This window comes from Desulfovibrio biadhensis (genome assembly GCF_055388615.1).
Map to the genome: position 1 here is coordinate 1,494,796 of NZ_AP042477.1, position 13,257 is coordinate 1,508,052.

Annotated in this window: 8 protein-coding genes; 5 read left to right on the forward strand and 3 right to left on the reverse strand. The window is 49.6% G+C overall.

Annotated features, from left to right (window positions below; all coding sequences use genetic code 11):
- Positions 1-389: 389 nt before the first annotated feature.
- From ACZ5EH_RS06570 to ACZ5EH_RS06580, 3 genes are all read left to right on the forward strand, one after another.
- Entirely contained in the window at positions 390-1,658 is a 1,269-nt protein-coding gene (locus ACZ5EH_RS06570; RefSeq protein WP_464277330.1) for an HD-GYP domain-containing protein, read from the forward strand.
- 10 nt (positions 1,659-1,668) lie between these two features.
- Positions 1,669-1,908 (forward strand): hypothetical protein, encoded by a 240-nt coding sequence (locus ACZ5EH_RS06575; protein WP_464277331.1) that lies wholly within the window; start codon positions 1,669-1,671, stop codon positions 1,906-1,908.
- A gap of 364 nt (positions 1,909-2,272) precedes the next feature.
- Positions 2,273-7,426 carry a PAS domain S-box protein gene (locus ACZ5EH_RS06580; protein ID WP_464277332.1) on the forward strand — a complete coding sequence of 1,718 codons (5,154 nt, stop codon included), beginning with the start codon at positions 2,273-2,275 and terminating at the stop codon, positions 7,424-7,426.
- A gap of 404 nt (positions 7,427-7,830) precedes the next feature.
- On the opposite strand, the gene ACZ5EH_RS06585 is transcribed toward ACZ5EH_RS06580, so the two are convergent.
- The 3 genes from ACZ5EH_RS06585 to ACZ5EH_RS06595 form a co-directional block, all read right to left on the reverse strand.
- The gene (locus ACZ5EH_RS06585) at positions 7,831-8,256 is read right to left on the reverse strand and encodes an ASCH domain-containing protein (protein WP_464277333.1); all 426 of its coding nucleotides are present in this window, start codon (positions 8,254-8,256) and stop codon (positions 7,831-7,833) included.
- Positions 8,249-9,565, reverse strand: coding sequence for a hypothetical protein (locus ACZ5EH_RS06590; RefSeq protein WP_464277334.1), 1,317 nt, complete (start codon positions 9,563-9,565; stop codon positions 8,249-8,251). Before ACZ5EH_RS06590 ends, ACZ5EH_RS06585 begins: the two co-directional genes overlap by 8 nt.
- Positions 9,566-9,663: 98 nt before the next feature.
- A complete protein-coding gene (locus tag ACZ5EH_RS06595; protein ID WP_464277335.1) occupies positions 9,664-10,239 on the reverse strand; it encodes a GNAT family N-acetyltransferase in 576 nt (191 codons plus the stop codon).
- Between the two features lie 621 nt (positions 10,240-10,860).
- Here ACZ5EH_RS06595 and ACZ5EH_RS06600 point away from each other — a divergent pair.
- On the forward strand, positions 10,861-11,214 hold the full coding sequence (locus ACZ5EH_RS06600; RefSeq protein WP_464277336.1) for a MarR family winged helix-turn-helix transcriptional regulator: 354 nt from the start codon (positions 10,861-10,863) through the stop codon (positions 11,212-11,214).
- Between the two features lie 9 nt (positions 11,215-11,223).
- Positions 11,224-13,257, forward strand: coding sequence for an FUSC family protein (locus tag ACZ5EH_RS06605; RefSeq protein WP_464277337.1), 2,034 nt, complete (start codon positions 11,224-11,226; stop codon positions 13,255-13,257).

Sequence of the window (13,257 nt, forward strand, 5' to 3'; positions counted from 1 at the left end):
CAGATGCGCGTGCTGTTGTTGCCTTGAAGTGCTCTCCCCGACAACTGACAATGTGCTCTGGCGCGGGAAGTGGTTCCCGGGATTTGCGGGTTTTTTCGGCTATCAGGGCGAAGGCCGGATTGGGAGCGTTTTTCCACAACATTGGTGGTCTATTGGAGGATATCCGGACCGTCAGGACGTCAGCTTGACTCAGGCGCAGTACTTCTTCGCGTTGGGCCTGGGGATGGCTGGCAAGGCAGGATGTCGCCGAGCATCACCATCGACAGGGAGCAGGACGCCCCCGCTTGGAATGGAGTTTTTCATTACAGTTTATCCCGATACTGGCTTTTTGAGGGGCGCATTCCCGTTGGGTGGGACCGTCCCTAGCCATCAGAAAGGAATCACAGATCATGAAAAAGAGATGCTGGCTTTCTCTGACCGTACTTGCGCTGTGCATTACTCTGTCCGCGTCCGTGGCAACAGCCAAAAAGCCGTCCGGCGAACCCTCTAGACCGTCTCCTCGGATGAAAATGACGACGAAGATTCCTGAATCCATCGTCGTGCCTGACACAATCGAGACGCGCATCGGCACGCTGGAGTTTTTCGACGGTTTTCCCACGGAAGAAACGACGAAAAAGGCCTACGACTATCTGGATTTTCAGCGCGCCGTGGACGTCTTTCTCGACGAGATGCGCGCGGCCTCCATGGTGGCGATTAGGAATGGATTTCAAGAACTTGGAATTCACGAGGCAAACCAGGTTGCAATTTTCGAGAGCCTTATGGATTCGAAGGCGTTGTGGCTCACCGCCAATACCGAAACCGTATACGCCAGCACTTTCATGGACCTGAAAGCGAATGGCCCTATGGTCATCGAGTCGCCGCCGAACATCCTGGGCATATTGGATGACATGTGGATGCGGTATGTCGGCGACATGGGAAACGCCGGTCCGGACAAGGGCAAGCGTCTGGAGCTGATCGCGGAGAAGACCTGGCAGCGCCATTTCGACGACCGCCTGGGCCTTTCTCTTGCCGAGCTGCAGCGCGTGAAGAACGTCTCCGAAAAGCAGCTTCCCGCCACCGAGCACCTTCTGGCGGACAAGAAGGAGCACATCATCCGCCGGCCCAAGGACATTCCGCTCTCCTATGACCCCGAGGCCATGGGCATCAGCATGAACGTGCCCAAGCACCTCTACAACCAGGGCGAACTCTACAACCTGAGCGTGGCCAGGGGAACGCTCACCGAGGAAGAGCGTTACAAGATCAACGAGCACACCATCCACACCACCATCATGCTCAACTCGCTGCCCTTCCCCAAGGGGCTGGAACGGGTCTCGCTCATCGCGGGCGCCCACCACGAAACCATGACCGGCTCGGGCTACCCCCGCGGCCTGAAGATGGCCGAGCTGCCGGTGCAAGCGCGCATCATGGCCATTGCCGACATCTTCGAGGCCTTGACTGCCTCGGACCGCCCTTACAAGAAGGCCAAGACCCTGAACGAGGCACTGCGCATCCTGAGTTTTTTCCGCAACGACAAGCACATCGACGCGGACCTGTTCGACCTCTTCCTGCTCAGCGGCGTGTACGTGGACTACGCGGACAAGTTCCTGGAGCCGGACCAGATTGACGAGGTGGACATCACCAAATACCTGAGCGACCCGGCGCTGGCTGCGGATTCATAACCAGGAGCGTTTGCAGCCTCTAAGACGGGAGGAGCAGGTGCGCTTCAAGGTCTTTAGGAACGAGGAGGAGCTGCTTGCTTCCGCCCTGAAATCGCCCCTGACCACCGTCATCAATTGCACCCATACCGCCATATCTGGTTCGCCACTAGTGAAACGTGGCGCTGCTCATGACGTATTCGCGGCAATCCTGGGCCAGGGGATGTCGTTCTCGGCCCGGCTGAGGGGGCTCAATATCTGGGAAACGATGTAGCACGATTGCTTCATGTCGAATCTTCTCGCTTGGGGTTACGAGAAAAATCCACTTTAATAATTTGCGGGGGGATTGCCGGGCAACCTTGTTTCGTGTGGGCGCTCAGACCCAAACCCACGGATTCCTGCTTCACATGCTGGCTTATTGGCCTTTATGCCTTGAGCTTGCCCCCGCCAAGTGTTACTTAAAAATAACATGTGAAATTTCCATCCGCGTGCTCCGACATGGGGTTTCTCTGGGGTTTTCAGGTAAGGTACTTCAAATCCGAGGACCATTGTCTAACATTCAGGGAGGAGGGTAGGGGCAGGCTGCGATTCTTACATGAAAAGGGGCATTTCCATGTAGCAGATTCCTTGGAGGGGACATGGGGGGCGATACTACCAAGTCAAGATCTCAGCTTATCGCTGAGCTTGAGACACTGCGGGCAAGGGTTCGTAAGCTAGAAGAGTCTGTTGGCTCGAAGATAAGTGATGCCATACGCGCAGATGGTAAGGATACTCCTCCAGCTAACCGCGATAGCATCAATGCATTAGGGTGGGAATACCAGCACCACGAAAGGATGAAAGAGGTGCAAGGTATTATTGGCCTCGGGCAACTCATTGATCAGAATTACGACTTACATACTTTTTTTAATAGATTTGTTATTGAAATTGTTCCGTCCAGCATGCAATTCCCGGAGCATGTTGTTGCTATCATAAATTTTGATGGCATTCGATATTCTAATAACGACACCCCTCCAGTAGCCAGCCTGACTGCACCAATCACTGTTCGTTCCGTTCTACGTGGCGATATAATAGTTGGATATAATGAAGAGCTTTCTTTTATCCCTGACTTCGAGCAGCGGCTGGTGAATACGTATGCCAACAGAATTGGCCACTACTTGAATAGGATTGAAACGCAACGGCAACTGCAGGAAAGTGAACACAAATTTCGCATGTTGGCGGATAACGCCCAGGACGTGATCTACCGCATGGCAGTGCCAAGTGGGGTATACGAATACATCAGCCCGGCATGTTTGGGCATGTTCGGTTATTCTCCTGATGAACTCATTGAGAACCCGTTACTTATTCGAAATACCATCCACCCCGACTGGAGCAATTATCTGGAAGAGAATTGGAAGCGGGTATGCAACGGAGAAGGGGCCGATTTTTTTGAGTATATGATCATTCACAAGAATGGCGAAGCTCGTTGGCTTAATCAACGCAACGTGTACGTTAAAGATGATTCTGGCCACGTCGTTGCCCTGGAAGGTATTATTACAGACATCACAGAGCGCAAACGAGCCGAAGAGGCGCTTAGAGAAAACGAAAGAAAGCTACAAGATGTTCAGGAAATGGCCGGTCTTGGGTATTGGACGTGGAGAATCAAGACTGGAGAGGTTGAATGGTCGCCTGAAGTTTACAAAATTTTTGGTCTTGATCCCAATCAATTCACCCCACACATTGATTCCATTATGGAACTCTCTCCCTGGCCTGGAGAGCAAGAGCGCGACAAAGAGTTAATCCAAAGAGCGATGGATAACCAAAAAAAAGGGTATTACGATCAGAGATTTTTAAGACCAGATGGCAGCATTGGGTATTACCATTCTACATTTCATGGTGAATACGATGAAAAGGGGGAACTTCTTGTAATCCATGGAACTGTCCTGGACATATCTGATAGGAAACAGGCTGAGGAGGCCCTTCGCGAGAGCCAACAAAGGTTAGAGCTCGCAACGGAGTCGGCGGGCATCGGAACCTGGGTTTGGGATATCGTTAGCGATGAAATGACCTGGGATGAGCGCATATTTCGCCTGTATGGAATCTCTGAAATCCCAGAGCAGTACGGTCTTGATTATTGGCAAAGCTGTCTCCATCCCGACGACAGGGAACTCGCCGGCGAGGCCTGCCTGGCGGCAGTGCGCGGTGAGAAAGAGTATGACGTCGAATTCCGGGTACAATGGCCGGATGGAACGCTTCGCTGGATGCAGGCTAATGGCCTGGTGATTCGCGATGAGGGCGGCAAGCCGATCCGAATGCTTGGAACCAACTATGATATAACGGAACGTAAGCAGGCTGATGAGGCTTTGAGGAAAAGCGAGGAACGCATGGCCCTCGCTCTTGACTCGGTAAGTGACGGTGTCTGGGATTGGCGGGCGGACACGGGGGAAGTTTTTTATAGCGCCCTCTGGTACACCATGCTCGGGTATGAGCCCTATGAACTCCCTCAGGAATTTGACACCTGGAGAAAACTCCTACACCCCGATGATGCGCAGCCCGCCGAAGAGTTTGTGATGACTCACCTGGAAAGCGGAGAGCCCTTCCAACTCGAATTCCGCTTGCGTACAAAGGACGATGGGTGGTGCTGGATCAACGCTCGGGGCATGGTTGTCGAGAAAGACGATTCGGGACGCGCCCTGCGAATGTTGGGAACACACCAAGATATCACTGATCGCAAGTTGGTCGAGGAAAAACTTAAGCAAGGAGCGCGTAGGCTTCGTGAAGCCCAGGAATTAGGGAAAGTAGGCAGTTGGGAATATGATCTGGAAACAGGGGAAATCTGGGGGTCTGATGAGGGCTTTCGTATATATGGAATGAGCCCTCCCCCTTCCAACCTGCTTCCTGTCGCTGAGATCGAAGCCTGTATACCGGAAAAGAACCGAGTTCACCAAGCGCTGGTGGATCTGATTAGCGAAGACAAGCCCTACGACATCGAGTTTGACATTCTGCCAGCTGACGGCTCTCCTCGCAGGACAATCATTTCGAAAGCCAAACTGGAAAGAGACGTGCATGGGAAGCCCCTCAAGGTCTCAGGGGTCATACTTGACATCACAGACCGGAAGCGTGCTGAAGAGGATCGCCAGCACCTCTTCCAGCTCATTAATAATGCAGACAGCATTGCGGTGATGAAGGATCCGGCGCTGCGATATCTCAACGTCAATCGCGCCTATTTAAAGATGACGGGTTATCAGAGTTTTAAGGAACTGGTGGGTAAGACTGACGCCGAGCTGTTCAAGGGGCTGGCGACAGAAGAGCAAATCAGAGAATACGTTGATAATGACCGAAAAGCTCTGCTCCTGCCGGAAGGAGAGTACCTTTCAATCGAAGAGCGCTTTCCTGGTGATGATGGACTGGAACGGTTTTTTCTCACCAAAAAATTCCCCATTCACTCTGATGATACTGGAGAATTGCTTGGCGTAGGGACGCTCACTTCAGAGATCACCGAGTTGAAACGTCTGGAGCGAAAACTGCTACTGACGCAGAGATCGGTGGATAAGGCGGCTTTAAGCATCTTCTGGATCGATCCCCAGGGGAATTTTGTGTATGTCAACGATACTGCATGCGAGCGGCTTGGGTACACTCGGGAACAGCTCCTTTCCATGGGCGTGGCTGATATAGATCCAAATTTCCCCATAGAAACCCGTGCCGAACAATGGAGCCGGTATAAACAGCAAAAACAACACGTCTTCAAGACATTCCACCGCACTAGCTCAGGGATAGTTTTTCCAGTGCAAGTGACTTCAAGTTATCAGGCGTATGGCAATAAAGAATACGAGTTTGCTTATGCAGAGGATATTACTGAACGCGAACGCGCTGAAAACCAGGTTCGAGAGGCACTCGCATTTCTTCAAGCAGCCATGGATAACAGTCCTGCAGGCATTGCCATTGCTGACGCCCCAGACGGAAAGCTGCGGTATGTCAACGAAGCAGCTCTGGGCATCCGCGGTGGCACAAAGGAAGAGTTAGTTGATGGGGTCAGCATTGATGCATATGTCGCCAGCTGGAAGATTCTCCACTTTGATGGCACTCCATACGCTCGAGATGAGGTTCCCCTGGCGCGGGCCATACTCTACGGGGAAACCTGCGAAGCGCAGTTTATCCTCCGTCGTCCTGATCAAGAAGATCGCATCGTCTGGGCCAACGCCGCCCCGATTTACAATGATGACGGCGAACTTATCGCAGGGATTGTCGTTTTCCCAGATATCACAGAACTTCGGCAAACTGAGGAAGAGATCAAACGGATCTTCAATCTGTCCCTTGATCTCATATGTGTGGCGGACATAAAAACAGCTATATTTACTCGTGTGAACCCAGCCTTTACCCGGGTGTTGGGTTTCAGCGAAGAAGAGCTTCTGCAAAAGTCTTTCCTTCAATTTGTACACCCTGAAGATGTGGAGACGACAGTTAACGTAATAGAGCAGACGCTCAAGGCTGGAGCAAAGGTTATTGGCTTCGAAAATCGCTATCGTTGCAAAAACGGCACTTATCGCTGGCTTTCCTGGGTATCCCACCCCTTACCTGAACGGGGGGTGACGTATGCCATCGCCCGTGATGTGACCGAAGAAAAAGCCGCAAGAAAAGAACTGCTAGAGGCCAAGGAGAAAGCTGAATTCGCCAATCGCGCCAAGTCGGAGTTCTTGGCCAATATGAGCCATGAGCTTCGAACACCGATGAATGGTGTTCTAGGGATGCTTCAGTTGTTGCAAACGACAACCCAGAATGCGGAACAAAAAGAATATACCCTTACAGCAATCCAATCTTCCAAACGCCTGATTCGTCTGCTCTCGGATATCCTTGACCTTTCCAGGGTTGAGGCGAATCGGATGTCCATTCAATCTTCGCCTCTACACCTCCGTGACGTGGTGGAACAAGCCTGCGAACTGTTCAAGCCGACGGCACAACAGACCCAGGTCAAATTAGTCTGCCATGTCGATTCTAGAATACCCCGCACTCTAAACGGTGATGCAGCGAGGCTTCAGCAGGTCTTGACGAATCTCATCGGGAACGCCTTCAAGTTTACTAAGACAGGACAGATTTTGTTAGAGGCCTATTCCCTGGCCACAACTAAACGGAATGAATATCGCATTCTTTTCAGTGTAGCCGACACAGGAATTGGGATACCCGATGATAAGGTCAAGCAGTTGTTCAAGCCCTTCACCCAAGTAAGCGAGGGGTACCGACGTGAATATCAAGGGGCTGGATTGGGCCTCTCAATCTGCAAAAGATTGGTCGAACTGATGGGCGGTAATATTGCCCTTGAAAGTGAACCAGGCAAAGGAACAACCGTCCATTTTTGCGTCACCTTCAGTGTGGATAAGCCACTTTTGATCCCGAATGTTGCCCCACCTATCCCATGCAAGGGTAAACCTCTGAAAATCCTGTTGGCGGAAGACGAAGTCGTAAACCGCTACTCCACTACCAGGCTTTTGGAAAAGCATGGATATAGTGTCAAGGCAGTCGTGAACGGGCAGGAGGTGGTAGCAAGCCTGAATGATGAAAGGTACGACGTGGTCCTTATGGACATTCAGATGCCGGTCATGGACGGCGTAGAAGCCACAGCGGCGATTAGAACTGGTGCCGCCGGGCTGAACGTCAAAGACATTCCGATCGTCGCCATGACAGCCTATGCCATGTCCGGGGACAAAGAAAAGTTCCTTGATGCGGGAATGAATGGCTACATTGCAAAGCCTGTCGACCTGGAAGAACTTGAGACTTTACTGCAGAACGCTTTCAATACAGCAACTGTTAAAGGGCCATAGAATCGTTTGAACATCTTTGAGCGAAATGTATACTATCCACACCTGTATACATGAATATGACCTTTATAAAAACGCAATACACTGCGTTTCAGTACTAACCGCTTAGCGATCAAGAGGAAATGGAATGGTTGAAGCGGTCATCCTCAACCATGCAGTATCAGTATAAACAACCAGAAAACTAACTTGTTGCGCTGTTTCAGTCAGATGCGGGCAACGGCATCCTGGACGCCAACAAAACCGGCAACATTTCCACCTACCTCAACCCCCTGGTACGAATTGGACACAAACCCAGGCGAGCTTGGAGCGTTGATGTTCGAGGTTATTCTGGTAACGGCGTAAATTATTTTAAATTATTAAATTGTTGCTGTTTTCCTCACGCCGAAACCCCTAACATTTGTAAGCCACTACTCCAATAGAGTGCGTTCCATTTCTTGAGAGACGTATATGAATGATTGCGGAGGATGAAATTTCGAAAGCCGTTTTTTGAGCTGTCTCAGGCTTTTACTTTTGTCTAGTAGGTTGAGTTTGTCAAAGTGAATCGCAATGCCATATTTTCTCCCAGAAAAGTACAGAAAAAATTCCTGAGGGGATAAAGCTGTTTCTTTACCTGATTCGGCCCAGAGTTCATCAATCGGCATTTTACGGACAAGCTTAATGTCAAAATAGCCAACGACCTCCATCCGCGGAGAGGGGACATAAACATACACGCGGGAAACACGTTTTCGGGGAGAAAATAGCCTTCTGACTTCAGCTGTTTTCTCTCCTTTAAGAATTAATTGCACATACCTGTCTTTTATCGACAGCAACACGCTTGAAATATCTTTAGACATCCATACCCGATATGTAAATTTCTTTGAAGGTTTTTTGGCTTATTGCATAGGGGGAAACAATGTTTAAATTCCGGCTCTCACAAGTTTTAATAATCCTTTTGACCTGACCAAGCCCTAAAAAATTTTTAAACACTTCAGTCTTCGAAAACGTGATCGCCATGATATTTGTTTCAGCGTTGTTTTTTGCAGCCATAAGGACATCTTTCCATTTATAGACCCCAAATCGTTCGTATTTTGGAAAGAGTTTATTTACAGGAGCAATTTCAATTTCGTCAATCAACGATGTTGCCACAACACACTTAGTCGATCCGAAATTACTGTCGCCGCTTACATACCAGAGGATTCTTCCTGGAGCTTGAATTAAATTACTTTGTCTAGAAGACCGATAATAAACTCTTCGAGTTTGAAGAATTTTTTCGGGAACTCCAAAAAGGGAAATTTGAGAGTCCTTAGAAGTGATAAGCTCTCGTGCCCACCTGGGCTTAATCGGGAGGATGCATACTGGTAAGGACAGTTCCTGAATCTTAGCTGGCCAAAATAATCTTTCTAAATCAAAGAGAGTCTCCTTAGTCAAGTCGCTTTCAACTTCTTTCATCCCAATTAGTTTCAAGGCCTCGTTTGCGGTGATAAAGCCCCTGCCAATTGGCTTAATGTACCTATCTTGAAAGTGTTCAAAGCCTGCATCCAGCAAACCTGTTTCAACTAACTTTCCACACTCAGTATCAATAAACTCTATTTGGCATATGCCATTCTCGACAGCTCCCTGAAGAATTTTTTCAATAATATGAGAACTGATAGTATATTTATGCAAAGCCTTTTTATCTAAACGAAGTAAATTGATAACCATCAATTTTTCTTTCAAGAAGGATGCGTATAACCCAACCTCAATGCCTTCAATTTCTATCGAAACAAAAGAATATTCTGTAACATCAGGTTTTTTAATGGTCACCTTATTTTTAAAATGATTTTTTCTTTCTTGGTATCCTTTGTAGCGTTTGAAGTAATCTTCTAAAGTAAAGTTAGTAATTGGTCGAAAACAAATTTCTGACTGTGGCAATGAGGCTGGATAGTACAAATCACGACCAACACCACTACAATAATTAATTATAAATTCTGTAGGGCTGTAGATATGTATTCCGTACAGGAGCGTAATATTTTTAGAACACCGTATTAAATGCATATCATTTGTGATGAAAGAAAAAGCATTGTTATATATAGCAGATGCAATTTGGTGTGCATCATCTATCCTTTTTTCACCTAGCACCCTAAGAAGGTCGGATGCTAGTTGGTGGTCAGGACAATCTTCCACGCGGCTAAAACAGTCAAGGAATTGCCTTGTGGCATTTCTACTTTCTTCGCAGTCGTTTTTAATAACTTCGTTATAGGAATGTTTCGAAATTCGGTAGTCTATTTCGTCTGCATAGGTAAAAGACAGTAGGATTCACATTCCTTATCGCCCTCAACCTTTGCAGCAATTACGATATTTAAATCTATTACAACCATAACCCTACCAATCTCAGGTGCTAGAGCAAGAAGGGTCGGTTGCATACTGTATTCCCATTTTGTCAGCGTATTTTGCTCTTTACCCCGGCCTTTGGTTTCACCGATAGCAGTGAAACCATTCTTTTGCCAAAATAGATCAATTCCATAGTCACGTCGGCATTTAAGGGTAATACACCTCATTTGCGCGGTTTGTTCTTCCAATTTAGAGACTAATGCCGCTGCAACTCCTTCTTTGCGGTGATCGGGATGGACACAGACGTGCGTAAGACGACAAACGAGGTTTCTTTTGTAAGCGAAAAGGACGTAGCCGACTGCCTTCCCACTTTCAGCGACAGCCACAAGGATATTGCCCTTGTCGGCATAATCACAAAAAGCAAGTTCTGGCAAAAAACCAAGGGTTTTCTTTTGACTATCACCAAGGGTAATAATTTCGTCTATAAGGTCAGGTGCTTCTTTAATGTTGCAAATGTAGTATTTCATGCTCGTTTTTAGCGTTTGAACTGAATCGAATTTTTGATTTTCATTTTGAGATTGCTCTATTTGGAGTGGGTATAATATAAAAAGTAAATAAACAAATACTTAATAGGGTGGTTAGTCTAATTGTTGAGTTTGATAATATTATAAAATTGTGGGGTGACAATTGTCTTTAGTGGGTTTTGAATCGCAGCATTGTCTAAAGATAGAAGATGTTTACAACCAGAAAAGTGGCTAACTTTCAGTCTGTTGGGCTGAGATCGGCGATGATTTAGAGTCACTAAAGGGCACGTGTGGAAAAACGCGCTAGCTACTTATCATTATACAAAGTTCGAGATTTCAGCCTATTGTCGTGTTGATAATGAAAAAGTGTTAACTGTCATCTTTGAGGTCCATCCACTTGCGATGCTTGTCAACTACAGTTTTATTTGTTTTGATTTCAATTTGAACTTACTAATACATTGAGAAATAGTGAATTATTGATTAGTTGACCAAAATTAGATGATATGTCATTAAATGACAATGAATGAATTTGACACAAAACGTAATTCGCAAATTGGACTTGGAATAATAGCTGTCGGGCAGTCGTGGAAGCGGCTGTTTCGGCAGATGATGACGGAGCAGGGGTTGAGCAATATCCCGGTACTGCCCCTTTCCACATTGCTGCAGGACGGCGATGGCATCCGGCAGCACGAACTGGCCAAGCGGCTGGGTGTGGAGAACACAGCCGTGGTGCGGGTGCTGGACGCTCTTGAAAAGGACGGGCTGGTCTACCGCAAGGAAGACAGCACAGACAGGCGGGCCAAGCTGATTTTTCTTTCCGAGGCTGGGCGCGATCTGGCCGCCCGGATCGTGGATATCCGCAAAACTCTGCGTGAAGAAATCTTGCAGGACGTGAGTCTGGAAGATATCGAGGCCACCGAGCGGTTGCTCGCCAAGGTCGACATCGCCATTTCAGGGAAGCTTGACCCCCAGAAATAAGCTCCCGACATGTCTTCTTCCAACGAACTTCATTCCGCGAAGGCGTTTCTTGCGGCGATGCTGGCTTTTGGCCTTGCCCTGTATTTCGACCTCGAACACCCATACTGGGCCATCAGCACGGTCTACATAGTGACCACGCCGCTGTCAGGCACCAGCGCGTCCAAGGGCGCTTACCGTCTGGTTGGCACCGTCATTGGCGGGATCATGACCGTGGTTATGGTGCCGTTGCTGGTCAATTCACCCGAGCTGCTTTCCGCCGCCATTATTGTTTGGGTCTCGTTGTGCGCCTATGTCTCCCAGTTGGACAGGACGCCGCGTGGCTATTTGTTTCAGCTTGCAGGCTATACTGTCCTGCTGGCCGGGTTGCCGATCGTCGAAACGCCGGGGGATGTCTTTCCCATGGCCGTTTCACGGGTGGAAGAGATTGGCCTTGCGATCATCTGTGCAATCCTGGTCAATCAAATCATTTTTCCGAGCCATGTGGGCCCGGTGGTGACAAAGCAGATCACCGCCTGGAGGGAAAACTGCAAGGCCCTCGCCCTCGACGTATTCAAGGGCGATCAAATGGACGTGGAAAAGACCAGACGGGAATGGCAGACCCTGACAGGGGGCATTGTATCCATGCGAGAATTAGTGGCGCATGTGGCCTACGATGCCTCCCACCATCAGGCGCTGGTCAAGCTTTTGTCCGGGATTCAGGATCGGATGCGCCTGTTGCCCCCCGTTCTTTCGGCAATCGAGGATCATGTTATGCAGATCGGGTTTCACCCGGATGCGCAACATCCCGAGTTGGCTGCGTTGCTGGCGGACGTGGAGGCGTGGGTGCGCGAGGGGCGGTGTGTTGATGCGGCAGAAACGAGCAGTCTGTCTGCAAAGGCGCAGCACCTGGAGGAGAGCGCCCTGGCCGAGGTTGGCTCCGGGCTGCTGGTTTCCAGCCTGGCGCAGCGGGTGGGGTTGTTCATCAAGGTGTGGCACGAGTGTTCGGTCCTTCATGACGACCTCTGCCGGGGTATGGTTTCCCCTCGTTCAGAACAATTCCTTTCGCAGGCGCCCCGCATTCGGGTGTTCCGTGATCATGGGCAGGCAGTGCTCGCGGCCTGCGCTACTGCGCTGGCCATTGCAGCGCCCATGGCGTTTTGGATCGGTTCAGGCTGGAGCGCGGGCATGCTTATCACGCAGATTTCAGGCGTATTCTGCTGTCGCTGGATCGGGATGGACAATCCTGCGTTTTTGTTGCGTAAAACAGTGACTGCGCTGGTGTTGACAGCAGTGGTGTCGTTGGCCCTCAATTTCACGGTCCTCACCTCCATCTCAGATTTTGCCTCCCTGGTTGCCGTTCTGGGCCTGGTGATGCTTCCCGTTGGCGCCATGCGAAAAACGCCAGGTCAGCGTATCACGAGCATGCTGTTCTGTATCTTCCTGCCCCTCATGGTCAACCTGCATGACAGGATCAGCCTGGATTTCAGCAGGATGGTAATGACGGATGTGGGCCTGGTGCTGGGGGTTTTCTGTTGCCTTGTAATCATCACCCTGGTCAAAACAGCAGGTGCAGAAACACGCTCCTTTTATCTGCTCCGGGCTGGGTGGCGTATCGTTGCGAATGTGGCGGGCTCTTCCAGCCCGAATCATGACCGGAAGCTGCAGCGGCTGCTCGATCTGGTTTCGCTCTGGGCATCCCGACAGGTGGCCATAGCCGCCGATTCCCGGGTACGGCAGTACGATTTGCTTCGCGATCTCCGGCTTGGCAAGAACCTGGACCGCTTGCAGGAGTTGGCTTCCGACGCATCGACCGGTGTTCGCAATTCCGTGACTGCCCTGTGTCATGAAATGGCCGGGTTTTATCGAAAGGGACAGCCACTGGAGGACAGGGGGGCAGTACTGACAAGTCTGCAACAGTGCTGGACGCATATTTTTCAGGATGACGGAAGGGCGAACCATCGGCGGATGCTGGCGTTGCTGCTGTCCATTCAGGTGTGTATCGCCCCCGTGCATTCTGCGCTGCCGGAGCAAGGAATGCTCCTGAAACCACTGCAGGAGGTGTGA

Coding starts and splice junctions, on each gene's coding strand:
- ACZ5EH_RS06585 (WP_464277333.1), bottom strand. CDS start 8,256: ATGTCTAAAGATATTTCAAGCGTGTTGCTGTCGATAAAAGACAGGTAT.
- ACZ5EH_RS06595 (WP_464277335.1), bottom strand. CDS start 10,239: ATGAAATACTACATTTGCAACATTAAAGAAGCACCTGACCTTATAGAC.
- ACZ5EH_RS06580 (WP_464277332.1), top strand. CDS start 2,273: ATGGGGGGCGATACTACCAAGTCAAGATCTCAGCTTATCGCTGAGCTT.
- ACZ5EH_RS06605 (WP_464277337.1), top strand. CDS start 11,224: ATGTCTTCTTCCAACGAACTTCATTCCGCGAAGGCGTTTCTTGCGGCG.
- ACZ5EH_RS06570 (WP_464277330.1), top strand. CDS start 390: ATGAAAAAGAGATGCTGGCTTTCTCTGACCGTACTTGCGCTGTGCATT.